Source organism: Nonomuraea sp. NPDC054003, from assembly GCF_055585125.1.
In genome coordinates this window covers 292,610-317,801 of the sequence record NZ_JBVJKR010000010.1, presented here as the reverse complement: position 1 = coordinate 317,801, position 25,192 = coordinate 292,610, and the positions used below count along the sequence as shown (strand labels likewise).

Annotated in this window: 26 protein-coding genes; 14 read left to right on the top strand and 12 right to left on the bottom strand. The window is 71.7% G+C overall.

Features of this window, described 5'->3' with window-relative positions; translation table 11 throughout:
- Positions 1–57 precede the first annotated feature (57 nt).
- The gene (locus ACZ6YG_RS27130) at positions 58–813 is read right to left on the bottom strand and encodes an enoyl-CoA hydratase-related protein (protein WP_466019547.1); all 756 of its coding nucleotides are present in this window, start codon (positions 811–813) and stop codon (positions 58–60) included.
- A gap of 92 nt (positions 814–905) precedes the next feature.
- On the opposite strand from ACZ6YG_RS27130, the gene ACZ6YG_RS27125 reads away from it, so the two are divergent.
- Complete coding sequence (locus ACZ6YG_RS27125) at positions 906–1,928, top strand: acyl-CoA dehydrogenase family protein (protein ID WP_466019546.1); 1,023 nt, start codon at positions 906–908, stop codon at positions 1,926–1,928.
- 2 nt (positions 1,929–1,930) lie between these two features.
- Positions 1,931–3,055 carry an acyl-CoA dehydrogenase family protein gene (locus ACZ6YG_RS27120; RefSeq protein ID WP_466019545.1) on the top strand — a complete coding sequence of 375 codons (1,125 nt, stop codon included), beginning with the start codon at positions 1,931–1,933 and terminating at the stop codon, positions 3,053–3,055.
- Positions 3,056–3,064: 9 nt separating this feature from the next.
- Here ACZ6YG_RS27120 and ACZ6YG_RS27115 read toward each other — a convergent pair whose 3' ends face one another.
- The gene (locus ACZ6YG_RS27115) at positions 3,065–3,955 is read right to left on the bottom strand and encodes a hypothetical protein (protein WP_466019544.1); all 891 of its coding nucleotides are present in this window, start codon (positions 3,953–3,955) and stop codon (positions 3,065–3,067) included.
- 115 nt (positions 3,956–4,070) lie between these two features.
- Here ACZ6YG_RS27115 and ACZ6YG_RS27110 point away from each other — a divergent pair, with 115 nt between their 5' ends.
- The 3 genes from ACZ6YG_RS27110 to ACZ6YG_RS27100 all read left to right on the top strand — a co-directional run bounded on the left by ACZ6YG_RS27110 (position 4,071) and on the right by ACZ6YG_RS27100 (position 6,104).
- Entirely contained in the window at positions 4,071–4,583 is a 513-nt protein-coding gene (locus ACZ6YG_RS27110) for a SigE family RNA polymerase sigma factor (protein ID WP_466019543.1), read from the top strand.
- A complete protein-coding gene (locus tag ACZ6YG_RS27105) occupies positions 4,570–5,313 on the top strand; it encodes a hypothetical protein (RefSeq protein ID WP_466019542.1) in 744 nt (247 codons plus the stop codon). Before ACZ6YG_RS27110 ends, ACZ6YG_RS27105 begins: the two co-directional genes overlap by 14 nt.
- Before the next feature lie 131 nt (positions 5,314–5,444).
- On the top strand, positions 5,445–6,104 hold the full coding sequence (locus ACZ6YG_RS27100; protein ID WP_187281498.1) for a DUF4240 domain-containing protein: 660 nt from the start codon (positions 5,445–5,447) through the stop codon (positions 6,102–6,104).
- 49 nt (positions 6,105–6,153) lie between these two features.
- On the opposite strand, the gene ACZ6YG_RS27095 is transcribed toward ACZ6YG_RS27100, so the two are convergent.
- Positions 6,154–7,701: an OmpA family protein gene (locus ACZ6YG_RS27095; protein ID WP_466019541.1), complete on the bottom strand. Its 1,548-nt coding sequence runs from the start codon at positions 7,699–7,701 to the stop codon at positions 6,154–6,156.
- A gap of 98 nt (positions 7,702–7,799) precedes the next feature.
- Complete coding sequence (locus ACZ6YG_RS27090) at positions 7,800–8,948, bottom strand: FAD-dependent monooxygenase (RefSeq protein ID WP_466019540.1); 1,149 nt, start codon at positions 8,946–8,948, stop codon at positions 7,800–7,802.
- Between the two features lie 53 nt (positions 8,949–9,001).
- On the opposite strand from ACZ6YG_RS27090, the gene ACZ6YG_RS27085 reads away from it, so the two are divergent.
- A complete protein-coding gene (locus ACZ6YG_RS27085) occupies positions 9,002–9,559 on the top strand; it encodes a TetR/AcrR family transcriptional regulator (RefSeq protein WP_466019539.1) in 558 nt (185 codons plus the stop codon).
- A 116-nt stretch (positions 9,560–9,675) separates the two neighbouring features.
- Here ACZ6YG_RS27085 and tnpA read toward each other — a convergent pair whose 3' ends face one another.
- Positions 9,676–10,104 (bottom strand): IS200/IS605 family transposase, encoded by a 429-nt coding sequence (gene tnpA, locus ACZ6YG_RS27080; protein WP_466019538.1) that lies wholly within the window; start codon positions 10,102–10,104, stop codon positions 9,676–9,678.
- A gap of 24 nt (positions 10,105–10,128) precedes the next feature.
- Here tnpA and ACZ6YG_RS27075 point away from each other — a divergent pair, with 24 nt between their 5' ends.
- Entirely contained in the window at positions 10,129–11,271 is a 1,143-nt protein-coding gene (locus ACZ6YG_RS27075) for an RNA-guided endonuclease InsQ/TnpB family protein (RefSeq protein ID WP_466019537.1), read from the top strand.
- Here the strand turns inward: ACZ6YG_RS27075 and ACZ6YG_RS27070 are convergent.
- The 3 genes from ACZ6YG_RS27070 to ACZ6YG_RS27060 are packed head-to-tail and all read right to left on the bottom strand — an operon-like array spanning position 11,230 to position 13,783.
- Complete coding sequence (locus tag ACZ6YG_RS27070; protein ID WP_466019536.1) at positions 11,230–11,661, bottom strand: hypothetical protein; 432 nt, start codon at positions 11,659–11,661, stop codon at positions 11,230–11,232. The two genes, ACZ6YG_RS27075 and ACZ6YG_RS27070, sit on opposite strands and share 42 nt — an antisense overlap.
- Before the next feature lie 23 nt (positions 11,662–11,684).
- Positions 11,685–12,968, bottom strand: a complete 1,284-nt coding sequence (locus tag ACZ6YG_RS27065) for an acyl-CoA dehydrogenase family protein (protein ID WP_148035427.1) — start codon at positions 12,966–12,968, stop codon at positions 11,685–11,687.
- Positions 12,965–13,783, bottom strand: coding sequence for an enoyl-CoA hydratase/isomerase family protein (locus ACZ6YG_RS27060; protein ID WP_466019535.1), 819 nt, complete (start codon positions 13,781–13,783; stop codon positions 12,965–12,967). The genes ACZ6YG_RS27065 and ACZ6YG_RS27060 overlap by 4 nt, the downstream gene beginning before the upstream one ends.
- Positions 13,784–13,857: 74 nt before the next feature.
- Here ACZ6YG_RS27060 and ACZ6YG_RS27055 point away from each other — a divergent pair, with 74 nt between their 5' ends.
- The 6 genes from ACZ6YG_RS27055 to ACZ6YG_RS27030 are packed head-to-tail and all read left to right on the top strand — an operon-like array spanning position 13,858 to position 19,540.
- The gene (locus ACZ6YG_RS27055) at positions 13,858–15,132 is read left to right on the top strand and encodes a hotdog family protein (RefSeq protein WP_219542899.1); all 1,275 of its coding nucleotides are present in this window, start codon (positions 13,858–13,860) and stop codon (positions 15,130–15,132) included.
- On the top strand, positions 15,129–16,331 hold the full coding sequence (locus ACZ6YG_RS27050) for a CaiB/BaiF CoA transferase family protein (protein ID WP_466019534.1): 1,203 nt from the start codon (positions 15,129–15,131) through the stop codon (positions 16,329–16,331). Before ACZ6YG_RS27055 ends, ACZ6YG_RS27050 begins: the two co-directional genes overlap by 4 nt.
- A complete protein-coding gene (locus ACZ6YG_RS27045; protein WP_466019533.1) occupies positions 16,328–17,473 on the top strand; it encodes an acyl-CoA dehydrogenase family protein in 1,146 nt (381 codons plus the stop codon). The genes ACZ6YG_RS27050 and ACZ6YG_RS27045 overlap by 4 nt, the downstream gene beginning before the upstream one ends.
- An 18-nt stretch (positions 17,474–17,491) precedes the next feature.
- On the top strand, positions 17,492–18,283 hold the full coding sequence (locus ACZ6YG_RS27040) for an enoyl-CoA hydratase/isomerase family protein (RefSeq protein ID WP_466019532.1): 792 nt from the start codon (positions 17,492–17,494) through the stop codon (positions 18,281–18,283).
- Between the two features lie 43 nt (positions 18,284–18,326).
- Entirely contained in the window at positions 18,327–19,082 is a 756-nt protein-coding gene (fabG, locus tag ACZ6YG_RS27035) for a 3-oxoacyl-ACP reductase FabG (protein WP_246639052.1), read from the top strand.
- A complete protein-coding gene (locus ACZ6YG_RS27030; protein ID WP_148035433.1) occupies positions 19,082–19,540 on the top strand; it encodes a MaoC family dehydratase in 459 nt (152 codons plus the stop codon). Before fabG ends, ACZ6YG_RS27030 begins: the two co-directional genes overlap by 1 nt.
- A 50-nt stretch (positions 19,541–19,590) precedes the next feature.
- Here the strand turns inward: ACZ6YG_RS27030 and ACZ6YG_RS27025 are convergent, their stop codons facing one another.
- The 3 genes from ACZ6YG_RS27025 to ACZ6YG_RS27015 all read right to left on the bottom strand — a co-directional run bounded on the left by ACZ6YG_RS27025 (position 19,591) and on the right by ACZ6YG_RS27015 (position 22,740).
- Positions 19,591–20,592: an LLM class flavin-dependent oxidoreductase gene (locus ACZ6YG_RS27025; protein ID WP_148035434.1), complete on the bottom strand. Its 1,002-nt coding sequence runs from the start codon at positions 20,590–20,592 to the stop codon at positions 19,591–19,593.
- 9 nt (positions 20,593–20,601) lie between these two features.
- Positions 20,602–21,471 carry an amidohydrolase family protein gene (locus ACZ6YG_RS27020; protein WP_364229390.1) on the bottom strand — a complete coding sequence of 290 codons (870 nt, stop codon included), beginning with the start codon at positions 21,469–21,471 and terminating at the stop codon, positions 20,602–20,604.
- A 72-nt stretch (positions 21,472–21,543) separates the two neighbouring features.
- Positions 21,544–22,740 (bottom strand): acyl-CoA dehydrogenase family protein, encoded by a 1,197-nt coding sequence (locus tag ACZ6YG_RS27015; RefSeq protein WP_148035436.1) that lies wholly within the window; start codon positions 22,738–22,740, stop codon positions 21,544–21,546.
- 136 nt (positions 22,741–22,876) lie between these two features.
- Here ACZ6YG_RS27015 and ACZ6YG_RS27010 point away from each other — a divergent pair, with 136 nt between their 5' ends.
- Positions 22,877–23,830 (top strand): MaoC family dehydratase, encoded by a 954-nt coding sequence (locus tag ACZ6YG_RS27010; RefSeq protein WP_466019531.1) that lies wholly within the window; start codon positions 22,877–22,879, stop codon positions 23,828–23,830.
- A 91-nt stretch (positions 23,831–23,921) separates the two neighbouring features.
- Here ACZ6YG_RS27010 and ACZ6YG_RS27005 read toward each other — a convergent pair whose 3' ends face one another.
- Positions 23,922–25,106 carry an RNA-guided endonuclease InsQ/TnpB family protein gene (locus tag ACZ6YG_RS27005; RefSeq protein ID WP_466019530.1) on the bottom strand — a complete coding sequence of 395 codons (1,185 nt, stop codon included), beginning with the start codon at positions 25,104–25,106 and terminating at the stop codon, positions 23,922–23,924.
- Between the last annotated feature and the right edge of the window lie 86 nt (positions 25,107–25,192).

Genomic DNA, 25,192 nt, shown 5'->3' with positions numbered 1-25,192 from the left:
TCGGCCACGGTTTTTGGAACGGGACAATGGCTGTCCACCCTCGTCCGGGGCCCGCTCTCAGCGGCGGCGGACGCGTTCGCGGAGGGCGGCGACCGCGTCGGTGAACGCGGGCTGGCGCATCGACCAGTCCTGGGCGATCTGCTCGACGCCCGCGGCCATCCGGGGGTCCGTCAGGGAACGGCTGAGCCGCATGGTGGCCTTGGCGCGGCGCACCGCGTCCGGGGAGCGGCCCGCCACCCGGGCCGCCATGCGGCGTGCCGTGTCCATCAGCTCGCCGTCCTCCACGCAGCGCCAGATCAGGCCGCGCCGCTCCGCCTCCTCGGCGGTCAGCCGGTCGCCGAAGAGCACCATCGCCGCCGTGCCCTGCCGGCCGACGCGCTGCTCCATCCGCCACAGGTGGCCGCCGCCTGGGTGGATGGCGAGGTCGAGGAAGCGCGGGTCGAACGTGGCGCTCCTGGCGGCCACCACCACGTCGCACGCCAGCGCGAAGCTCACCCCGGCCCCGATCATCGGCGCGTGCACCGCGGCCAGCACCGGGACCGGCAGCGCGGCCAGGGCGTCGAAGCCCTGGTAGACGGCCGTCGGGTCGTCCGCGGGCGCGCCGAGCGCGTCCATGTCGCCGCCCGAGGAGAAGACCGGTCCGTTGGCCCGCAGCACCACGGCCCGCACGTCCCTGCCGAGCCCGGCGCACGCCTCGGCGAGCTGCCCCACCAGCACCGGGTTCAGGCTGTTGCGCCGCCGGACGTCGTCCAGGGTGATCCACGCGACGTGGTCCTCCACCTCGACGAGCACGGCCTTCCTGTCGTCCGCCATCGCTTCCTCCTCGGGTTCGTTGCCGCGCGGGCGGCGGGGTTCTATAATGGCCCTATTCTGTAAATGATAAAAAAGATAGTCCTCGGAGTGGCATGGAGATCGAGCTCACCGCCGAGCAGCGGGCCTTCCGCGAGTCCTGCGGCAAGCTGGCCGCCCACCTGGCGTCCCGCTGGCACCGCGGGCGCGGACCCCACGACGTCGGCCCGTCCGCGCCCGACGAGGCGTCCTGGTCGCGCGTCGCCGAGGCCGGCTGGCTCGCCATGCGGCTGCGCGAGGAGAACGGCGGGGCGGAGGCCGGCGCCGTCGACATGATGATCCTGGCCGAACAGCTCGGCCACCACGCGGTCGCCTCTCCCGTCCTGGGCACGGTGATCGCGGCCGAGCAGCTCCAGTCCTGGGGCGCGCCGTCCGGGCTCCTGGAGGAGATCGCCGAAGGCACCCGCCGCCTCGCCCCCGCCCTCACCCCGGATCTGGCCGGCTTCGCCGACGCCGCGGGGTCGCTGGCGTGGGACGCCGCCGGGGCCGAGTTCACGGTGGTTCCGGCAACGGGGACCGCGTATGCGCTCGGGGAGCCCGTACCGTTCGCTGATCAGACGCGCGCCGTACGGCCGCTGGGTGAGCCCGTGCGGACCTTGCCCGAGCTGACGGCGCCGGACGGCGAGACGGCCGCGCGGACCTCCGCGTTCGCGCTCAGCCTGCTGGTGGCCGACCTGCTCGGCACCATGCAGGCCGCGCTCGACGCGGCGCTCGACCACGCGAGGACCCGCGTGCAGTTCGGCAGCCCCGTCGGCGCGTTCCAGGCCGTGCAGCAGCTCCTCGCCGACAGCCACGTGCTCACCGAGGCGTCGCGGAGCGCCTGCTGGTACGCGGCCTGGGCCGTCGACGCGCTCCCCGGCGAGGAGGCGCTGCGCGCCGCCCGGGTGGCCAAGGCGTACGCCTCCCGCTCGGCCGTGGAGGTGTGCGAGAACGTGATCCAGGTCTTCGGCGGCATCGGCATGACCTGGGAGGCCCCCGCGCACATCTGGCTGCGCCGCGCCCACGCCGCCCGCGCCGCGTTCGGCGACGAGCACCACCACGAAGCCGTCATCGCCGCCACCGAGTTCTCCGGGAGCTGACCGTGGACTACTCCGACGACCCCGAGGTGGCCGAGTTCCGCGCCGGCCTGCGCGCCTGGCTCCGCGACCACCTGGACGAGCACCGCGACGCCACCGGCTACGAGTCGGCCGAATCCGTCGAGCGGACCCTGCGCTGGCACCGCGCCCTGGCCGCCGCCGGCTACGTGGGCCTGTCCCTGCCCGCCGCCTACGGCGGGCACGGGCTGCCCGACCTGTACGAGGCGGTGCTCAACGACGAGCTGGCCACGGCCGGCGCGCCCCCGCCCCCGCCGATCGGCCACATCGCGCACGCCGTCGCCGACTTCGCGAGCGAGGACCTCAAGACCCGGGTCCTGCCCGGCCTGCTCGGCTGCACCGAGGTCTGGTGCCAGGGCTTCAGCGAGCCCGGCGCCGGATCCGACCTGGCCTCGCTGACCACCACCGCCGCCCCGGACGGCGACCGGTTCGTGGTCGACGGCCAGAAGATCTGGACCAGCGGCGCCATGTGGTCACGCTGGTGCCTGCTGCTCGCCCGTACCGAACGCGACCAGCCCCGCCACCGCGGCCTGTCCATGCTGGTCGTGGACATGGAGTCGCCCGGCGTCGACCGTCGCGAGATCGTCCTGGCCAGCGGCAGCCGCGAGTTCGCCGAGGTGTTCTTCGACGGCGTCGAGGTGCCCGCGGCCAACCTGGTCGGCGAGCGCGGCCAGGGCTGGCGGATCGCCATGCACATGCTCTCGTACGAGCGAGGCCCGGCCGACATGGGCTGGGTCGGACGGCTCGGCCGGGTGCTGGCCGCCGCCCGCGACGACGTCCGCTCGGGCCGCCTCCCCGCCGACGAGCCGCTGCGCCGCCGCCTCGCCGCGGCGTCGGTGGACCTGCGGGTGCTGCAGTGGCACGTGGCCCGCTCCCTGGCCGACCGCGACCCCGGCGGGTCGGCGGGATCGGTGGACAAACTGCTGACCACCCGGATCGAACAGAACCTGCACCACGTGGTCGGCGACCTCGCGGGCACGTCGTTCGTCCTCGGCGACCCCGCCCCGTACGGCGACTACCTGTGGTCCCGCGCCCAGTCGATCTACGGCGGCACCCAGCAGATCCAGCGCCAGATCGTCGCCCAGCGCGTCCTGGGGCTCCCCCGGGGCTGAACCCGGCGCTCAAGGCAGGGCAGGCACGGTGGGCGGGGAGTCGGTCCAGCCGACCTCGGTCAGCGTCTGGTCGAACGACTCCTCGAGGGACGGCTTGCCGTTGTTCGTGGACTTCTGGCTCTGCGCCAACAGCACCATCCTGCCGGTGTCGACGATCAGCCTCCGCTCGGCCGCGGTCCTCATCTCGCCCGTCCCGTACGCCTCGTTGATCACGACGACGGCGCCGGACCTTCCCAGGCTGTCCTTCGCGGTGCCCTCCGCACGGACGTTCGGAGACTTCAGCAGAGCCTGGTAGGCCCCGGCGCGGACCTCCCTCGGAGCAGGGAACTGGTGCAGGAGCTGCGGCAGGACCGTGGTCAGCCAGTTCGCGACGGACGTCCCAGAGACCCCGCCGACGCGGGCCGCCCTCGTGAGCCAGTCCGTCAACCGTTCCGGGTCGGCGGGCAGGCGCTGAACCTCGTCGTACGTCAGCCACTGCCCCGCGACCCAGAACTGGCCGCGATCCGGCAGGAGGAGACCCACATGGCCCTTGGAGTGCTTGCCGGACAGCTTCACGATTTTGCCGTCGATCGTCTTGCCCCATTGTGTGGGCGAGCCGTCACGCTGCCACGCCTTCTTGTCCGCCGGGCTTTCCGGCCGCGTCGCCAGTTCCCGGTATCCGTTCCAGGCCTTGCCGGCGGGGGTCGCCCACTCCTCCGAGACGCTCGTCTCCAGGAGCGCATAGGAGTGCGACTTGGTGCCGAACCGCCAGGGGTGGGTGGAGGTCGTCACCGACCTGGTGTGCCAGTAGGCGCCCTCGGGAGGAGCGGCCGCGACGGCCGCGGGCGCGCTCAGGACGGTGGCGGCCAGGGCCAGGGCGGCGGTGAAGGTCATCGATCTGCTGCGGGGAAACGCGGTCATGACCATCCATACGCCTGAGCCGCCCGAACGGTTGCCCGCGAGATCGTACGAGCCCGGCGGGCAACGGTCCCGGGCACCGGGGCGTATTAGAAGGCGTGAAATCGAACGGACAGACGTGAACGGAGCAGAACATGACTTCGGCTCCTTTGTGGCCGCCCGCGCCACCAGCCTCTTACGGGTCGCCTATCTCGCCTGCGGCGACCAGACGGAGGCCGAGGACCTGTTGCAGACGGCGCTGGAGCGCACCTACAGGAACTGGCACCGGGTCCGCCACGACAGTCCCGAGCCCTACGTGCGCCGCGTCATCATCAACGCGGCCATCAGCCGGGCCCGCCGCCGGGCGATCCTCAACATCATCCCCATGCACAGCCCGCCGGAGACGTCGGCCCGCGAGAAGGACTCCGACCTCGTCCACGTGCTCATGAACGCGCTGCGTGCCCTCCCTCCCCGGCAGCGCGCGGTGATCGTCCTGCGCTACTGGGAGGACCTCAGCGAGACGCAGACCGCCGAGGTGCTCGGATGCGCCGTCGGCACGGTCAAGAGTCAGGCGTCGAAGGCCCTGGCCAAGCTCCGTACGGCGCTCGGCGGGGACATCATGGAAGGAGCGCGCGACAATGCCCAGGCTTGAGGACGAGATCCGCCGGCTCATGGAAGGCGAGACCGCGCGGTTGCAGGCCGCTCCCGACCTGCTCGACCGGGTGATGCGCCTGCGCCGGGCACGGCGGGCCAGGGTCAAGACCGCGGTGGTGACCGCGTCCGTGCTCGCGTCCGTGGCCGTCGTCGCCGCTCCCGCCGTCTACCTGGCCACCGCCGCCCAGCGGGCCACGCCCGGCACGCAGGCCACGACCTCCGCGACGCTGGAAGAGCCCGCCATCGACGACACCCCAGCCGCGCGGACCGAGCCGAAGACCCTCGGGGACCTGGGCGACGGTTTGGAGTTCGGGCACGTCAAGCTCGGTTACCTGCCCGAAGGGCTGCGCTGGTCCACACGGTCGATCGACTACGGCGACGTGTACTCCACCTCGTACAACTACAAGGGCGATGCCGAGGGTTTCTATCAGGTTCAACTCCTCGTGTACGAGGAGGAGGCCGTCCGGGAGGTCACCGAACGGATCCAGCGCTATCGCGACGAGAAGGACGGCGAGGACGTGATGATCGGCGACCGGAGCGGCTATCTGGTCGTGCAGCACGTCGGCGAGGACGGCATGGCGGGCACCCCGACCCTCTTCCTCAAGATGGGCGACCGGCAGTGGGCCGAGATCAACTTCAGCCCCGTGTACGCCGAGGAGTTCTCCGGCGCCGAGGCCGTCAACACCGAGTTGAGGAAGATCGCGCAAGGACTCACCTCCACCATGTGACGCCCAGGGGACCGGCGGTCCTGATCGCGTTCGCACAGCATCGCCGAGCCATGGATCCCGTTCGAGGACGGCGGGAGGACATTGACTGGACAGGACATGGAAGCCCCAGCCGTGTCTGCCATGATCCGGTGATGGATGTCGACGAATACTGGGGGCTGGTCGAGCGTTCGGGGCGCGAGACCCGTACCAAGGAGGATCGGGCAGGGTGGCTCGTCGAGCGGCTCTCGGAGTTATCGGTGGAGGAGATCCTCGACTACGACGCCTGGCACACCCGGGCGGAGAACCGCGCCTGCACCTGGGACGTGTACGTGGTGTGCTCGTCCATCACCGGGTTCGGGTCGTACAACGGGTTCGAGTACTTCGTCCAGTGGCTGATCAGTTTCGGGCGGGACGCGTACGAGGAACTCGTCGAGTGTCCTGACAAGATCGTCGAGTTGCCGCACGTCCAGCGGCTCCGGTGGTTGACGCGGACGTACAGTCACGAGCGGACGAGCTGGTCGCGGGACGGAGGGTTCCGGCTGGACCGGCAGACGTGCACGAGGCTGCAGAAATGGCCGGACGAGGAGTGGCCGGAGTTCGAGCTTCTGGGGTACGTGGCGCATCAGGCGTACGACGAGGCCGGCGGCTCCGACAACAGCTACATGGAAGGGTTCCGGGATCGCGGGGTCGAGCCGAGGTTCCCCTTCTGCGGCTACGAGGAGGAACCCGAGGGCGAGGCGTGGGACTTCGAGGACCCGGCCGAGTTCGTCCGGCGGCTGCCGAGGACCGCGTATCAGTACCACGGCGGCTGACGGAGAACGCCCACGGCGATCCAGCCACGTGCCCGCCGACAGCGGCTCCTCAGGTGATGGGGACGTCACGCATCGGCTCGAAGGCGAACAGCTCGACGTCCACCGTCCGCACGTCCGGCGGTGGCGAGGTCATCAGGGCGAACGTCCTGACCCGCCCGCCCTGCGGCAGCTTGCCGAGTTGGCTGCACAGGCAGTGGTGAACGGGCGGACCGGACGTGCGCAGCACGTGATAGCGGTTGTCGTCGGCGTCGGCGAGCGAGAGCCAGAAGAACTCGAAGGCCGCGATGTCGGTGGTGCCGGTGGACCTCCGGGCGTCCTCGTCCATGGCGGCGTCCTGCATCGTGATCTCGCGCGAGCTCTCGTTGCGGAAGTCGAACGTGGCGATCAGAGTGGTGGGGCTCAGCCGGCGCAGTTCCACCAGGTCCGCGGTGACGCCCTCCATGCCCCGCAGCCCGGCGGCGGTCGCCCCGCTGGTGGCCGGCACGGACGGGCCCTCCTCCGGCTTCGGGACGGACGGGGTGGCCTGCGCGGTGGGGGCCGATCGCGGATAGCTCACCTCGACCCGGCGGTTGGCGGCGCGTGCCGCCTCCGAGCCGCCCTGCTCCTTCGGCTCGCGCTCGCCCTTGCCCTCGACCTCGAAGGTCAGGTCGCCGTCGGCTCCCGAGGCGCGGAGCGCCCGCTCCACCGCTTCGGCGCGGCGGCGCGAAAGCCCCAGGTTGTACGTGTCGTCGCCGACGTCGTCGGTGTGCCCGACGATCCGCACGGTCCCGGCGGCCTGGCTGCGGATCCGTTCGGCGGTGCCGCGCAGCGTGGCCCGCGCCTCGGAGGTCAGGCTCGCCTTGTCGAAGGCGAACAGCACGTCGGTGTCGAGCGCGATCTCCACTCTGTCGGAGGTCTCGGAGACCTTCTCGGCGGCGCCGCTGAGGTGGGTGGCCAGACCTCGGGTGTTCGGGAAGGCCGCGGCGATGGCGGCGGGGCCGGGCTCGTCCGGCGCGGCGGCCTGTCCGCGCGGGCCGATCGGCAACGGGGCCGTGACACCGGCGGCGAGCAGGCCCACCGCGACGCTGGTGGTCTCCGCGGGCACCCGGTAGACGATCCAGGCCTGGGCGGGCTCGGAGGTCACCGTCACCTTCCCGGACAGCTGGGTGCAGAGGCAGGCCGCGCCCATCTCCTCCTTGTCGCGCTTCATCGCCAGATACACCGACAACCGTGGCTCGTCGAGGAGGAAGAATCCCGCCGAGGACGCGGTGTAGTTGTAGGCCACGGTGCCGGCGATCGCCGGGGGACCGAACTGGCCCAGATCGACCTCGCCGCGCTCGGCGCTGATCCGCAGCCGTGCGGTGACCGTGTCGGGGGTCGTCCGTTCCAGCGAGACCACGTCGATCCGGCCCGTACCGGACCCGTCCCTCTCGCCGCCGACCCGCAGCGTCGCCAGCGCGGCTGGCCCTTCGGGGGCGGTCGGGGACGCGGCCGGCGCCGACGGCTCAGGTGCGCTGGCGGGCGGCTGCGCGGCGCACCCGGCCAGCAGCGCGACGACCGCCAGCGCGCTCGCCGTGATCGTGGTCCTACGGCCCGCGCGCCATAACGGCATGGTCATCCCCTCGTCCGCCCGACCGTTGATAGGACTTCGAACAACGGCATCCCGTCCGAGTCAGGATTTAAGCAGACTCGTCCGCGATGCGGGCGGATCAGCGCTCACTCGGCGTGCCAGAGGGCCGCGAGCTGCCGGGTGGCCAGGCGGGACGGTATCGCGCGCAGCAGCGCGTCGCGGAGCCACGCGGTGACGCCCGTCCGCGAGGTCATCCGTGACTGCCGGAACGCGCCCCGCATGACGCGGTTGGCGCTGGGCCGGCGCTCGGCGTCGTAGCGCAGCAGCCGCTCGGCGGCGTCCGCCGGCTCGGCGCCGGTGAGGTGGCGGGTGAGCGCGGCGGCGTCCTGGAACGCCTGGCTTGCGCCCTGGCCGAGATCGGGTGGCATGCCGTGCGCGGCGTCGCCGAGCAGCGCTACCCTGCCGGACACGTACGAGGGCAGAGGTTCGGCCAGGCCGGCGATCGGGTCGACGTGGATGTCCGAGGGCGGCGTGTCCTCGATCAGCCTGGTGACCAGCGGGTGCCAGTCGGCCATCAGGGACAGCATCTGCCCGCGCGCCTCCTCAGGGCCGGGCGGCGCGCCGCGCAGAGCGGTGTCGGTGAACCAGTAGAGCCGGTCCTCGCCGACGGGGAACAGGCCGAACATCGCCCCGCTGCGGCGGTCGACCAGCTGGCAGGCGAGCAGGTCCGGCGTGAGGTCGCCGGGGCGGGGCAGCATGCCGCGCAGGTCCAGCCGGCCGGTGCGGCGCAGACCGGGGTGGCGGGGGAACAGCTGGGCGCGCAGCTCGCCGGCGATGCCGTCGGCCGCGACCACGGCGTCCGCTTCGGCGACGGCGCGGCCCCCGCTGATCACGGCCACCTCGGAGTCGCCGATCTCCAGACGGTCGACCGGGGTCGCGGTGCGCACCAGGTGGGCGGGCAGCGGGGCGCGCAGCGCCTGGTGGAGCTCCGCCCGCTCGACGATGACGACCGCGCCGATCTCCTGCTGTGCCTGGATCACGTCGGTGACGAGCAGCGGCCGGCCGCGCCAGTCACGCAGCCCTCCGGCGAAGGCTTCCGTGTGCCGCCCGCGGACGTCCTCGGCCAGCCCCAGCGCGTCGAGTGCGCGCAGCCCGTTGGGCATGATCGCGATCCCGGTGCCCTTCTCGCGCAGGGCGGCGCCCCGTTCGAGGAGTGTCACCTCGTGTCCCGCACGGTGCAGCCCCACCGCGACCGCCACCCCGCCCAGCCCCGCGCCGACCACCGCGATCCTCACGCGTCCTCCATTCACTACGATCGTACTAGTACGACTATTGGTAACATGGCCGCATGCCGCCCGCCAATCCGGCCCGTCGCCGGGCCCTGACCGATGCCGCCATCGAGTTGCTCGCGTCGTCGGGGGTGCACGGGCTGACCCATCGCGCGGTGGAGAAGGCGGCGGATCTCCCGCCGGGCACGGCCTCCAACTACTTCCGCAGCCGGGAGGCGCTGCTGGTGGCCGCGGCCGAACGCGTCGCCGAGCTGCATCACGCCGACACCGGCCGGGCCGTCGGGCGGCCCGCTCCCCTGGTCGACCTCCTGACCGAATCGCTGTTCGCCGCGGCGACCACCCTGCGCACCCGCTACCTGGCGATCTTCGAGCTCCAGCTGGAGGCCGCCCGGCGACCGGCCCTGGCCCATGCGCTCACCGGCCTTCACGACACGGCCTCACAGATCACCGCCGGGCAGCACGACCGGCTCGGCCTCACCATCCCGCGCGAGAAGATCCCCGCGATGATCGCCCTTTACGGGGGCGCCCTGTTCACCCTCGTCACCGCGCCGCCCGAGAACGTCAACAGAGATCTGGTACGCGACCTGGTGCGGGTCATCGTGGACGGCTGCGCCTGAGCCATTCAGCAGGATCTGGCGTGGAACCCCGGGCGTTTACGCCTGGGAGGAAACGACAGCGCGGGAGGGCCCTCAGGCCCGAGCGGTGCCGTGACGGCTGGCTTCGCGTGAGCGGCTCAGCCCGGTCGCTTCTGATTCTCGATGTACTCCTTGATGATCGACAGGGGTGCGCCTCCGCAGGAGGCGGCGAAGTAGCTGGGCGACCAGAAGTGGCCGCCCCAGAGATAGCGGCGGACATGAGCGCTGTACTCCTTCCGCAGCAGCCGGGCCGAGACGCCTTTGAGAGAGTTGACCAAGGTGGAGAGCGCGACCTTGGGCGGGTAGTGAACCAGCAAGTGGACATGGTCATGCTCGCCGTTGAACTCGACCAGTTCGGCGCCGAAGCTGTCGCATACCTCGATCATGATTTCTTCACAGCGGCGCAGAAGTTCGTCGGTGAACACTCCACGCCGATATATGGGTGTAAAGACCAAATGGGCATGCAGGGCGTAGACGACGGTGCGCCCACGCCGGATATCGGGATTGGGTTCCCATCGCGGTGACATAGACCAAATGTTAGTGTGTTCGATATGAAGCTGGTGGTGCAGGTGCGACTCCTGCCGACGCCCGAGCAGGCGGCGGCGCTGGAGGCGACCCTGCGCGCGGTCAACGCAGCCGCCTGCCAGGTCTCTACGCTGGCCTACGATCAGCGGGTCTTCCGCAACTACGACCTGCGCAAGCACGCCTACACGAGCATCAAAGACCACTACGGGCTGGCCGCCCAGGCCGCTCAGCACGTCATCAAAAAGGTCGCCGACGCCTACGCCGTCCTGCACGCCAACCTGCGGGCCGGGAACCTGGGCAAGCCGGGCTCAGCGCGACGCCTCAAAGCCGAATCCAAGCCGATCGCCTTCCGGCCCGACGCCGCTCAGCCCTTCGATGACCGATGTTTGTCCTGGCAGATCGACGCGCGGACGGTGTCGATCTGGACGGTTGCCGGGAGGCTGAAAGACCTGACGTTCACTGCCTCCGCCGAGCAACTCAAGACCCTGTCGGCCTACCGGAAGGGCGAGTCCGACCTGGTCTGCCGGGACGGCGTGTGGTTCCTGATCGCGACCTGCGACCTTCCCGACCGGCCGGTGAGTCTGCCGGACGGCTTTCTGGGCGTGGACCTGGGCATCGCCAACATCGCCACCACCAGCACCGGCACCCGGCATTGCGGCAAGAGACTGAACGCGGTCCGCCACCGGCGGCGCGAGCTGCGACGCCGGTTGCAGGCCAAGGGCACCAAATCGGCCAAGCGGCTGCTGAAAAAGCGGCGCCGGGCCGAGGCGCGGTTCGCCGCCAACACCAATCATGTCATCGCCAAGCAGATCGTGACCGAGGCAGAACGCACCGGACAAGGGATCGCCCTGGAAGACCTCCAGGGCATCCGCGAGCGGGTACGGCTTCGCAAGCCCCAGCGGGTCACGCTGCATGCGTGGAGCTTCCACCAACTCGGGAGCTTCATCTCCTACAAGGCGGCCCGGGCCGGGGTCGCCGTCATCCACGTCGACCCGTCCTACACCAGCCGGCAGTGCTCGGCCTGCGGGCACGTGGACAAGAACAACCGGCGCGACCAGGAAACCTTCTCATGTACGTCGTGCGGCTTCGCTGAGCATGCCGACGTCAACGCAGCCCGGAACATCGCCTCACGCGGTGAGACGGGCTGGGCAGTGAGTCACGCTGCCTGACGCGGACCGGACCGTCGAAGCCATCGACGGCGAGGAACTGCAAGCTCGGTCGTTCACGGCCGAGAAGCTGACGACATGGGTGTTCTCGCCCTCACGGGACATCTCGCCGATCGCGTGCTTCACCGGGGCCGGGTCGCGCAGCACGTGGACGAACTCCGCCATCCGGCTGTCGAACGGGCCCACGGCCAGGATGAAGAGGACGATCACCGCGAACACCACGCCAGGGAACAGACCTCCCTCCGTCTCCATGGTGGACGTCTCGAGCTCGCCACGCACCAGGCGGACGAAGAAGAGCACCGTCGGCAGCGCGAACACGGTCAGGGCGATCAGTCCGCCGGCGGTCCACACCAGGGCGTGGTAGAACAGCCTGCCGGGCGGCAGGATGTCCACTCCCGTCGGCTGGGCGGCGCGGGTCAGCTGCGGGGCAGGTCGCGCCAGGGCTTGCCGCGGTACGGGTCGAAGTCCTTGGGGAGGCCGAGCACGCGTTCGGCGATGACGTTCTTGTTGACCTCGGTGGTGCCGCCCTCGATGGTGTTGGCGCGGCTGCGGAGCATCCCCCGGGTCTCGGCGGGCATCGAGGCCCAGTACTCGGCGGGGGACGACGCCGTGCCGGGCCAGGCGATGGCGTCCTCGCCGGACAGGGTGGCGGCCGTCTCCTGGATGCGCTGGTTGAGGTCGGTGCCGTGGACCTTGCCGATCGAGCTCTCCGGGCCGGGGGGCAGGTTGCCGGCCTGACGGGCACGGACGCGGCGGTTGGTCCAGGTGCGGACCTGTTCCTCGCACCACAGCTCCACGATGCGGGCGCGGACCAGCGGGTCGTCCCAGCCGCCCGGGAGACCGGACTCGGTGCGGCGGCGGGCCAGGCGGACGAGGTGCGAGGCGCTGACGCCGCCGATGCGGTCGACGCCGACGGAGCCGCCGCCCGACACCATCTGACGCTCGCCGGCGAGCGTGGCCTGGGCGACCCGCCAGCCGTTGCCGGGGTCGCCGAGCCGGTGCGCGTCGGGGACGCGGGCGCCGTCGAAGAACACCTCGAAGAACTCGGCCTCGCCGCCGATGTGCGGCAGCGGCCGCACCTCGACGCCGGGCTGGCGCATGGCCAGGAGGAAGTAGGTGATGCCCTGGTGCTTGGGGGCGTCGGGGTCGGTACGGGCGAGCAGCACCGCGTAGTCGGCCTGGTCGGCCCAGGTGGTCCACACCTTCTGGCCGTGCACGACCCAGGTGTCGCCGTCGAGCTCGGCCCTGGTGGAGAGGGAGGCGAGGTCACTGCCGGAGCCTGGCTCGCTGAAGAGCTGGCACCAGATCTCCTCGGCCCTGGTGATCGGCTTGAGGAAGCGCCGCCTTTGTTCCTCCGTGCCGTGGGCGAACAGGGCGGGGGCCGCCAGGTTGAGGCCGAGCGGGTTGAGCCGGGGCAGGTGGTAGGGGCGCAGCGCCTCGTCGGCGGCCACGGCGGCCCTGCGCGACCAGCCGAGGCCGCCGTAGTCGACCTCCCAGGTGGCCGCGACCAGTCCGGACGCGCCGAGCTCGGGGTACCACGCGCGGTACTCCTCGCGGGTCCGGACGGTGCGCACGGCGCGCGGGCCGCCCTGCTCGCCGGCCTCGCGCCAGGCGGTGGGCAGGTGGGCCGCGATCCAGGCACGGGCGGCCTCCACGGCCTCGCCTGGGGTGACGTCCGGGCCGGTGGGCAGTGCGGTCATGGGTGGATCTCCCCGTCAGCGTGAGGGCTCGCGCCCTGAGAGCGAATGGCGTCAAAAGGCCCTGCCTCAGCGCGGCCAGGCTCTGAGCGAGCCTGCGTGCGGGCGGCCTCCAGGCTGGCGGCCTCCACGCTGGCGGCGGTGCGGCCGAGTTCCTGGGCGCGCCAGAGGGCCTGCTTGAGCGCGCGGGCGTGCGCGGGGTCGGCGGCGGCCACGGTCTCGGCGACCCGCTGGGCCGCGTCGCGCAGGGCGTCGGGCTCGACGACCTCGCCGACCAGGCCGAGCTGGTACGCGCGCGCCGCGTCGAGCCGCTCGTGGACGCCGATCAGCGCGAGCCGGGCGGCGGCCGTGGCGGAGATCCGGCGCACCAGGCCGATCGCCTCCCAGGCGCTGACCTGGCCGACGCTGACGTGCGGGTCGAGGAAGGTGGCGGAAGCGGAGGCCAGGACGATGTCGGCGTCGACCACGAAGTGCAGCCCGCCGCCCGCGCAGACGCCGTTGACCGCGGCCACCACGGGGGTGCGGACGCCGAGATGCCAGCCGGTCAGCTCCAGCTCCCCGGCACGGGTGCGGCGGCTCGACTCGCGCAGGCTGGCGGGATCGCGGGCGAGCGCGGCCATGTCGAGCCCCGTCTGGAAGGCACGGCCGCGGCCGGTGACGACGATGCAGCGTACGTCGTCGTCGGCGTCCAGCTCGCGCCAGGCGAGCGGCAGCTCGGCCATCATCACGGCGTCCATGGCGTTGCCCGCCCGCGGCCGGTCGAACTCCAGCCAGCCGACCGGGCCGCGGCGCTCGACCGCCAGCGTCTCGTACGCCATCCGACCCCCTGTTCCCTCTGCCATAGTTATATATAAGATAGCAAAGAAAAGGCGAGAGAAGGCGGACAGGTTACATGGCTCCGACGGAAGAGAAGACCCGCCCCCGGATCACGGACGAGGGGGTGGAGGCGCTGCGGGCACGCATCGGCATCCCCCAGCCCAACCCCGTCCCGCCCCACTACCTGCGTCCGGGCACCGACGCGTTCCGGATCGTGGCCCGCGCGTACGGCGACGACAACCCGCTGTGGTGCGACCCCGACCACGCCGCCCGCTCCCGCTGGGGGCAGCCCATCGCCCCGTTCCCGCTGGTCGGCGGCGACAGCCTGATCGGCGAGGACGTGCTCACCGAGGCCGACCTGGCCCGGCAGGACGAGGTCAGGGGCGACCCGCTGCGCGGCGTGCACGCCTTCTACTCGGCCTGCGAGCGCGAGTGGTGGAACCCGCTCTACGAAGGCCGGGCCGTGCACCGGCGCAACGCGCTCGTGGGCGTGCTCGACAAGCCCAGCGAGTTCAGCGGCCGGGCCGTGCACGAGTGGAACGCCAACGTCTTCGCCACCGCCGACGGCACCCCGCTGGCCGGCCAGTACCGGCTGATGATCCGTACCGAACGTGACGAGGCGCGCAAGCGCAAGAAGTACGACGACGTCGCGATCGAGCCGTGGACCGAGGAGAAGATCGCCGAGATCGACGCCCAGTACGCCGCCGAGCGGGCGCGCGGCGCGGAGCCGCGCTGGTTCGAGGACGTCGAGGAGGGCGAGGAGATCGCCCCGCTCGTCAAGGGCCCGCTGACGGTGACGGACATGGTCTGCTGGCACACCGGCATGGGGATGGGCGTGTACGGGGTCGCGCCGCTGCGGCTGGGCCACCGCAACCGGCAGCGCATCCCGCGCTTCTACCACCGCGACGACCTGGGCGTGTGGGACGCGATGCAGCGGGTCCACTGGGACCCCGAGTTCGCCCGCCGCTCCGGCAACCCGACCACCTTCGACTACGGGCGGATGCGCGAGACGTGGATGATCCACGCCTGCACCGACTGGATGGGCGACGACGCCTGGCTGTGGCGGATCCGGGTGGAGTTCCGCAAGTTCAACTACGTCGGCGACGCCCAGTGGATCACCGGCAAGGTGGTGCGCAAGCACCTCATGGAAGACGGCAACGGCGTCCACCCGGCCGTGGACCTGGAGCTGGCCGCCACCAACCAGCGCGGCGAGGTCACCGCGCCGGCCACCGCCACCATCCTGCTGCCGAGCCGCGAGCACGGCCCCGTCGCCCTGCCCGAGCCGATGGGCGGCGCGACCACGCTCGACGGCACCCTGCAGGCCGCGATCCGGCACTTCTCCCGGACATGACCAGGCCGCTCGACGGCGTGCTGGTCGTCTCGATGGAGCAGGCCGTGTCCGCCCCGTACGCCACCCGCCAGCTCGCCGACCTGGGCGCGCGGGTGATCAAGGTGGAGCGGCCCGACGGCGGCGACTTCGCCCGCGCCTTCGACACCCACGCCAACGGCACCGGGGCGCACTTCGCCTGGGCCAACAGGAACAAGGAGTCGCTGGCCCTGGACGTCAAGACGCCCGGGGGCCGGCGGGTCGTCGGTGAGCTGCTGGCCAGGGCCGACGTGTTCACGCACAACCTGGTGCCGGGGGCGGCCGCCCGGCTGGGGCTGGACGGCGCGTCGCTGCGCGCCGTCCACCCGCGGCTGGTGGTGTGTGAGATCTCCGGGTACGGCACCGGCGGGCCCTATGACGGGCGCAAGGCGTACGACCTGCTGGTACAGGCGGAGTCCGGGCTGACGGCGATCACCGGCAGCCCGGAGGAGCCGGTCAAGCCGGGCATCTCGGTGGCCGACATCGCGGCGGGCATGTTCGCCTTCTCCAGCGTGCTGGCGGCGCTGCTGCGGCGTTCCGCCACCGGCGAGGGGTGCGTGCTGGAGGTGTCCATGCTGGACGCGATGGCCGACTGGATGGGGTACCCGCTGGTGGTGCGCAGGCACGGCACGCAGCCCGCGCTCGCCCCGGGGATGAGCCATCCGGCCATCGCGCCGTACGACGCCTACCGGGCGGCCGACGGGCGGCTGGTCACGGTGAGCGTGCAGAACGACCGCGAGTGGGCCAAGCTGGCCGCGTCGGTGCTGGGGCGGCCGGAGCTGGCCGACGACCCCCGGTACGCGACCAACCAGGCGCGCGTCGCGCACCGCGGCGTCATCGACGGGCTGGTGGCGGACGCCATCGGGGCCATGGACGCCGACCGCGCCGTGGCCGCCCTGCACGCGGCCGGGATCGGCTGCGGGCTCGTCAACGACCTGGCCGCCGTCGTCGACCACCCCCAGCTCGTGGCCCGCGACCGCTGGCTGACCGTGCCCGCCCCCGCCGGCCCGGTCTCCGCCCCGCTCCCCCCTCCGGTGACCGCCGCCTGGCAACCCCCCGCCGGCCCGGTCCCGGGTCTGGGCGAGCACACCGAGGCGGTGCTGCGGGAGCTGGGGTACGACGCGGCGGCCATCGCGAAGCTGCGCGCCGAGGGCGCCGTCCGGACGAGTGAGGAGAGGCCGTGACCGTTACCTCCGAAGAGGACCTTGAGGAGTTCCGCGAGAGCGTGCGGGGCGCGCTGTCGCAGGTCAGCACCTCGGCCCGGGTCAGGGCGGCGATGCTGACCGGTAGCGGGCACGACGAGGCCACCTGGCGTGCCCTGGTGCAGCTCGACCTGCCCGGTCTGATGCTGCCTGAGCGGTGTGGCGGCAGCGGGCTCGGTGCGGCGGAGTTCGCCGTGGCCGCCGAGGAGTGCGGCGCCTGGCTGGCCTGCTCGCCGCTGTTCGGCACGTCGGTGCTGGCCGTGCCGCTGCTGCTCGCGCTCGGCGACGACGCCGCGCTCGACGCGTACGGGCCGCGCATCGCGAGCGGCGACGTGACCGCCACCGTCGCGCTGGCCGAGGCCGGCGCCCGCTGGGACGTCGAGGCGATCCGCACCACCGCCCGCCGCGACGGCGACGGCTGGCGGCTCGACGGCGCCAAGACCCACGTCGTCGACGGCGCCACGGCGGACCTGCTGCTGGTCGTCGCGAACACACCCGACGGACCAGCCGTGTTCGCGGTCGAGCGCGCCACGGCTCCAGCGGGGGGCCCGGACGGGCGCGACGCGCATCCGGGGGTGGGCGTGGAGTCGCTGGTCACGCTGGATCTGACCAGGAAGATGGCGCGGGTGAAGTTCGACGGCACGCCGGCCGTGCTCGTCGGACCGGTCGGGTGCGCGGGTGAGCTGGCCGGGGCCGCCGACGTGTCGCGGGCGTTGCTGGCGGCCGAGCAGACCGGGGTCGCGCAGCGGTGCCTGGACATGACGGTGGAGTACGCGAAGACGCGCATCCAGTTCGCCCGCCCGATCGGCTCGTTCCAGGTCATCAAGGAGCGGCTCGCCGACGCGCTGATCAAGGTCGAGTCCGCGCGCTCCGCCGTCTACACGGCGACCCGCTCGGAGGGCCCGGCGCTCGCAAGGGACTCGCGGGTGGCCGCGCTCATGGCGGGCAAGGCCGCGTCCTGGGTCACCGCCCAGACGATCCAGCTGCACGGCGGCGTCGGCTTCACCTGGGAGCATGACGCCCACCTCTACTTCAAGCGGGCGCGTACGAGCGCTCACCTGCTCGGGGAGGCCGGCGAGCACGTGACCGCGCTCGCCGGGATGCTCGAGCGCGAGGTCGTCTGACACGAGAGGGACACGAGCATGACGTACGAGACCATCAAGGTGGAACGGCACGGCCGCGTCGGATGGCTGATCAACGCCCGCCCCGGCGTGCTGAACGCGATGAACAACGCGATGCGCGACGAGCTGGCCGAGGCCTGGCTGGAGCTGGACCGGGACCCGTCGGTCCGGGTGATCGTGCACACCGGCGAGGGCCGCGCCTTCCAGACGGGGGCGGACCTCGCAGAGATAGCCGGTGACGGTGTGGGCATGCAGCGCTACCAGGACAGCCTGATGAACTTCGACCTGCACTTCACCTCCTGGCACCAGAACGTCTCCAAGCCGGTCATCGCCGCCGTGAACGGCATCTGCGCCGGCGGCGGGCTGCACTTCGTGGCCGACGCCGACATCGTGATCGCCGCGTCCGACGCCACGTTCTTCGACCCGCACGTGAGCGTCGGCCAGGTGACCGCCATCGAGATGATCGGGCTGGCCAAGAAGATCCCGTTCGAGGCGGTGATGCGGATGGCGCTGGTCGGGTCGCACGAGCGGATGTCCGCCCAGCGCGCCCTAGAACTGGGCCTGGTCAGCCAGGTCGTGGACCCGCCGGAGCAGCTGCGCGAGGCCGCGCAGGAGCTGGCCGAGAAGGTTGCCCGCAACTCCCCCGCCGCGATGGCCGCCACCAAGAAGGCCCTGTGGGCGGCGCTGGAGCTGGGGCTGACGGACGCCTGCAAGGTGGGCACCCAGCACCTCGTGAGCGTGTGGGGGCATCATGACCAGAGCGAGGGCCCCCTCGCCTTCGTCGAGAAGCGCGAACCCCGCTGGGCTGAGTGAAGCACGAGCACAATCGACCCGCTGGGCTGAAAGAGAGAAGAGGATGGGTATGGAGATGAACCTGCTCGAAGGCCGCGCGGCCGTGGTCACCGGCTCGGCGCAGGGCATCGGCCTAGCGATCGCGACGGTCCTGGCCCGCAACGGCGCGTCCGTGGTGGTCAGCGACGTCAACGCGGAGGGTGCCAAGCAGGCGGCCGCCGACCTGGAGGCCCAGGGCCTGAAGGCGGTCGCGGTGCCGTGCGACGTGACCGACGAGGCGGCCGTCGAGGCGCTGGCCGACGCGTGCAAGAACGCCTTCGGGTCGCTGGACGTCATGGTCAACAACGCCGGCATCACCCGTGACGCCACGATGCCGAAGATGACGCTGGAGGACTTCAAGAAGGTGGTGGACGTCCACCTGACCGGGGCCTGGCTGGGCACCCGGGCCGCGGCGCGGATCATGCGGGAGCAGCGGCGCGGCGCCATCATCAACATCTCCTCCATTTCCGGAAAAGCCGGAAACTTCGGGCAGACGAACTACAGCTCCGCCAAGGCCGGCATGATCGGCCTCACCAAGGCCTCCGCCCGCGAGCTCGCCCGCCACCAGATCCGGGTCAACGCCATCCAGCCCGGCCCGATCCGTACGGCCATGACCGCCGGCATGCCGCCCGAGGCGCTGCAGAAGATGCTCGACAACATCCCGCTGGGCCGCATCGGCGAGCCGGAGGACATCGCCAACGCCGCGCTCTTCCTGGCCTCCGACCTCTCGTCGTTCATCACCGGCATCACGGTGGAGGTCGCCGGCGGGAGGCACATGTGATGCGCGTCTTCGAGAGCCTCGCCGAGTTCACCGCGCAGGCCGGGCGGACGCTCGGCACCAGTGACTGGCTGGAGATCGGGCAGGAGCGGGTCGGCACGTTCGCCGACGCCACCGGCGACCACCAGTGGATCCACGTCGATCCGGTACGAGCCGCCGAGGGGCCCTTCGGCACCACGATCGCGCACGGCTACCTGTCGCTGTCGCTGCTGCCGGTCCTGGTCGGCACGATCTACCGGATCGAGGGCCTGCGGATGTCGGTCAACTACGGGCTGAACAAGGTGCGCTTCCCCAGCCCGGTGCCGGTCGGCTCGCGGGTGCGGGTCACCACCGAGCTGCGGGAGGCCAAGGAGTCCAACGGCGGCGTCATGGCCGTGCTGGGCTCGACGATGGAGATCGAGGGCGGGACGAAACCTGCCTGCGTGGCCGAGACGATCTCGCTCTACTACCCGCAGGGCTGAAAAGGGGCCGCCCCCTCCGGAGCGCAGTAACCGGAGGGGGCGGGCGTCGGCTACCAGCTCTTGAGCGTCGGCAGCACGCGGTCGGCGAACCGCTTGAGGTCCTCGTACGCCTCCTCGGGCGGCGTGCCGCCCGCCGGGCCGGAGTGCACGATGTCGGTCAGCGGCAGGCCCTTGACCAGGCCTTCCAGCGTCCCGATCACGGTGTCGGCGTCGCCGATGATCTCGTAGTCGCGGTAGGCCTCGGGGGTCGGCGCGAGGCCGTACCGCAGGTCGGGGTCGCCCATCTCGTCGCGGATGCGCCGGTAGAAGTCCCAGCGCTCGAAGATGAGGTCCTTGCGGCGCTCCCAGACGGCGTCGGGGTTCTCGTCGGTGACGGTGATCGCCCACGGGTTCGACACCCGCACCTGGTCGCGCTCGACGCCGGCCTCGGCCAGGCCCTCGAAGTAGGCCTGGTGGAACTCGGGGTCCACGGAGGCGCCGTGCAGGTTGGCGCCCATCCTGCCGGCGCGGCGGGCGGCGGGCGGCGCGGTGGCGGCCACCCAGAGCGGCGGGTGCGGCTGCTGCAGCGGCGCGGGGGCGACGGTGACGTCCTTGAGGTCGTAGTAGCGGCCGCTGTAGCTGAAGGGCCGCTGGGTCCAGGCCAGCTTGAGCACCTCCAGGCCCTCCTGCATGCGGGACGGCCTGGTCTTGGGCGAGTAGCCGAGCGCGTGGTACTCGGCGGCGCTGTGCCCGGAGCCGACCGTCACGTCCAGCCGGCCCTCGGACACGTGGTCGAGGACCGCCGTCTCCTGCGCCAGCATGGCCGCGTGGTGCAGCGGGAGGATGTAGACGTACGAGCCGATCCTGATGGTCCTGGTGCGCTCCGCCAGCATGGTGAGGAAGATCGGCACGGACGGCGCGTACCCGTCCGGCTGGAAGAAGTGCTCCTGCACCATGACGTAGTCGAAGCCCATGGCCTCGGCCTCGCACATGAGGTGGAGGCAGTCCTCCCAGTGGTCGCGCCACGGCCGCCCGTGCGGGTTGCGCATGTCCATGGTGAATCCGACGTGCACGGTCTCTCCTCAGATCCGGTAGCGGCGCTCGGCGTTGGCGGCGAACACCCGGTCGCGCTCGGCGGCGGTCAGGTCGCCGGTGGCGCCCAGGTAGGCCTCGGCGACCCGGTCGTAGCCGCCGAAGAGCGAGTCGACGGGGAAGTTGCTGCCGAAGAAGGAGCGGTCGACGCCGAAGACCTCCAGGCAGGCCTGGATCCACGGGCGCAGGGTCCCGGCGTCGAGCGTGTGCAGGCTCATGGGCAGGCCGGAGATCTTGCAGTCGACGTTGGCGAGCGAGGCGAGCCGGGTCAGGCCGTCGCGCCAGGCGGTGAACTGGTCGGGGTCGCCGCCGTCGGGCCAGCCCGCGTGCTCCAGCACGACGGCCAGGCCGGGGAAGTCGCGCAGCAGCGACAGCCAGCCGTCGACCTCGCCGGGGTGGATGACGACGTCGAAGACGTGGCCGCCGGCGTCGAGCAGCTCGGCCAGCCGCCGGGTGACCGGGTCGGCCGGGTCGAACCCGTACAGCACCCTGATGCCCCTGAACAGCGGGCTCTTGGCCTGCTCGGCGAGGTCGGCGGCGACGGTCTCGGCGTCCGCGCCTGGCTCGACGGCGCCGATGACGGCGCCGACCAGGCCGTGTTCGGTGGCGACCCGGTCGAGCCAGCGGGCCTCGTCCAGGTGGGTGCCGGGGGCCGTGACGGCCGAGACGTGCACGGCCTTGACCACGTCGAGGCCGGAGCCCGCGGCGTCGGCCAGGTAGTGCTCGGGCAGGTAGTCGCGCCGCAGGCCGGCCATGTCGCCGATGCCGAAGTCGTCGGAGTCCTCGGGCGGGTCGAGGGCGGGATACCACTTGTGCTCGGTCAGATGCCACAGGTGCATGTGGCTGTCAACGAAGCGCACCGGGGGCCACCTCACTTGAATCATTACAACAATAGCTAAGATACCGTCTCAGCTGGGCCCCTGTCCACGACGTCAGCCGGGCAGCCCGTACTCCTCCAGCAGCCGGCGGCCGATGATCATGCGCTGGATGTCCGCCGTGCCCTCGCCGATGAGCAGCATCGGGGCCTCCCGGTAGAGGCGCTCGATCTCGTACTCGGTGGAGTAGGCGTAGCCGCCGTGGATGCGGAAGGACTCCTCCACGACGTCCCGGCAGTATTCGGAGGCGAGATACTTCGCCATCCCCGCCTCCAGGTCGTTGCGCTGCCCGGCGTCCTTCTTGCGCGCGGCCATGACCATCATCTGGTGCGCGGCCTCGACCTTGGTGGCCATGTCGGCGAGCCTGAACTGCACCGCCTGGTGCTCGGCGATCCGCTTGCCGAACGTCCGGCGCTCCTGCGCGTAGCGGACCGCCAGTTCGAAGGCGCGCAGCGCGACCCCGCAGCCGCGGGCGGCGACGTTCACCCGGCCGACCTCGACGCCGTCCATCATCTGGTAGAAGCCGCGCCCGGGGGTCCCGCCCAGCACCTGCGAGGCGGGGGCGCGGTAGCCGTCGAAGACCATCTCGGTGGTGTCGACGCCCTTGTAACCCATCTTCGAGATCTTGCCGGGGATGGTCAGCCCCGGCTCGACCTCGCCGTATCCCGGCTCCTTCTCGACCAGGAACGTGGTCATGTTCCGATAGACCGAGTCCGCGCCCTCGTCCGTCTTCACCAGCACCGCGACCAGGTTGGCCGTGCCGCCGTTGGTGAGCCACATCTTCTGACCGTCGATCACGTACCCGTCGCCGTCGCGCGCGGCCCTCGTCGTGATCGCCGAGACGTCCGACCCGCAGCCGGGCTCCGACATCGAGAACGCGCCGCGCACCTCGCCGGTGGCCATCCGCGGCAGGTAGTGCCGCCGCTGCTCCTCGGTGCCGTGCTTCATGATCATGTACGCGACGATGAAGTGGGTGTTGACGATGCCCGACACGCTCATCCAGCCCCGGGCGATCTCCTCCACGGCCAGGGCGTAGGTCAGCAGCGACTCGCCCAGCCCCCCGTACTCCTCGGGGATGGTCAGCCCGAACAGCCCCATCTCGCGCATGCCTTCGACGATCTCCTGCGGGTACGCGTCCTCGCGCTCGAGACGCTGGGCCACGGGCAGGATCTCCTTGTCCGCGAACTCCCTGACCGTGCGGAGAATCTCCCGCTGCACGTCGGTGAGTCCGTCGGTCTGCGCGAGCCGTCCCATGCGTACCTCCTCGTCGATTTGTACGGCCATATTTATGACACATGCCCGGTACGCGTCACAAGGGCGGGTTGACAGCCACGCGGCGGGCCGGTTTTGATTTGGCCGTATATTTCCGCACGAGAGCAGGAGACAGCCGGTGGCGATCGTGGACGGCCCGTACTTCGAGGACCTGCGCGCCGGGATGCGGTTCGACGGCGCCCCGGCCATCACGCTCACCGAAGGGCTGGCGGCGGCCCACCAGGCGATCGTCGGCTGCCGGCTGCCGCTGGCGCTCGACCACGGCCTGTCGCGCCGGGTCGCCGGCGCGGCCCTCGCCGCGCCCCACCTGGTCTGGGACGTCGCCATCGGCCAGTCCACGGTCGCCACCCACACCGTGGTGGCCAACCTGTTCTACCGAGGCGTGGTGTTCCGGCGGGCGCCCGCGATCGGCGACACGCTCACGACGGTGACCGAGGTGGCCGGGCTGCGGCAGAACTCGCGACGCCCCGGCCGCGCGCCGACCGGGCTGGCCGCCCTCCGGATCAGCACCACCGACCAGGAGGGCCGCCCGGTCCTCGACTTCTGGCGGTGCGCGATGCTGCCGCTGCGCGACGGCGACCTCGACACCGGCCACGCCGAGGACCTGTCGGCCGTCGGCGCCGCGCCGGGGCACGACGAGCTGGCCGCGGTGACGGCCGGCTGGGACCTGTCCGCCCACCCCCAGGGCGGGGCGTTGAGCGCCGGCGACGTGTTCGAGGTGGCGGGCGGCGACGTGGTCTCGTCGGCCCCCGAGCTGGCCCGGCTCACGCTCAACGTCGCCAAGGTGCACCACGACGCGGCGGCGGGCGAGCGCCTCGTCTACGGCGGGCACACCATCGGGATCGCGCTCCACCAGGCCGTGCGGGCGCTGCCCTCGCTGGTCACCGTCGTCGGCTGGCACGGCTGCGACCACCTCGGCCCGGTACGCGAGAACGACACGCTCACCAGCACCGTCGAGGTCGAACGGCTGGACCGGCTGCCGTCCGGCACGCTGGCGCACCTGCGCTCGCGGGTCCGCGCCAACCGCTCCACCGACGTCCTCGACTGGCGTTTCGCGGCGGTGCTCGCGTGATCGGAAAGCCGGCGCGGGCCGGTAGGCTGCCGCGGGGTCGACGGGAGGTCGGGCGGTGACTCCTCCGCTCCCTGAAGGGAGCGGCTTCTCGCTAAGCCGCTTCCGCAGCCTCACGAAGGGCAAGCCCTGCCCTCAAGATGTTGACCGCCGCGTTCACGTCGGCGTGCGCGGCATGCCCGCACGCCGTACAGGCGAACCCGGCCTGGGTGACGCGGTTCTCCTTCACGCAGTGCCCGCAACGCGAGCACGTGCGGGAGGTGCCGGCGGGGTTCACCGCGATCAGCTCTCGACCGGCGCTCTCAGCCTTGTGCGACAGGATCGTCAGGAACACCCCCCAACCCGCATCCATGATGCTCCGGTTCAGGCCCGACTTCTGCGCGACGTTCCGGCCGGGAGCCTCGATCGTGCCGGACGCGCTGCGAGTCATGTTCGCGATCCGCAGGTCCTCGTGCACGATCACGTCGTAGGCGCCGACCAGGACGAGCGCGGCCTTGTGGGCGTGGTCGAGGCGCTGGCGGCCGACTTTGGCGTACAGCGTGGCGATGCGGGCCACCGCCTTGCGCCGCCGCCGCGAGCCCCGTTTCTTGCGGGCCAGGTCGCGCTGCGCGTCCGCGAGACGGCCGGCGGTGGCGGCCAGGTGACGCGGGTTCGCCACCTGGCCACCGTCGGAGGTGGTGAGGAGCGAGGCGACACCCATGTCGATCCCGGCCATCGCGCCCGTGGCGGGCAGAGGTTCGGCGGGTACGTCGTCGCACGACAGGACCAGATACCAGCGGGAGCCCTCGCGCTTGACGCTGATGGTCTTGACCCGGCCTTTCACGGGCCGGTGCTGGTGGACACGGACGTGCCCGACGCCCTGCAAGCGGACGTAGGTGGCGGTGGGATGTCCGGGCTGGGAGTCCCACCGGCAGCCGTCGCCGTCCTTCGGCCACTCGACGGTGTCGAACCAGCCGCGCCCTTTGAAACGAGGGAAGCCCGGGGTGCGTCCAGCCTTGACCCGGCGGAAGAACGCGCCGAACGCCTTGTCGAGCCGTCGCAGGGTGGCCTGCTGGGAGGAGAACGACCAGCGGCCCTGCCCGCCGGTGTCATCGCCCCGGATGTGTTTCAGCTCGGCCGACTGGTCGCCGTACCGGACGCTCACGCCCGCCCTGGCGTAGGCGGTGCGGCGGTGCTCCAGGGCGGCGTTGTAGAGCTGCCGGTGGTCCTCCAGACACGCGGTGAGAGCAATCTCCTGGTGGCGGGTGGGGCGCAGCAGGAACTTGAACGACCTGCGCACACCCCACCTCCTGTCACGTTCGGTAACGACAACACCACGGTATCGGCTGCCGCCGACAAAACCCGGAAGGACATCCGTGATGCGCG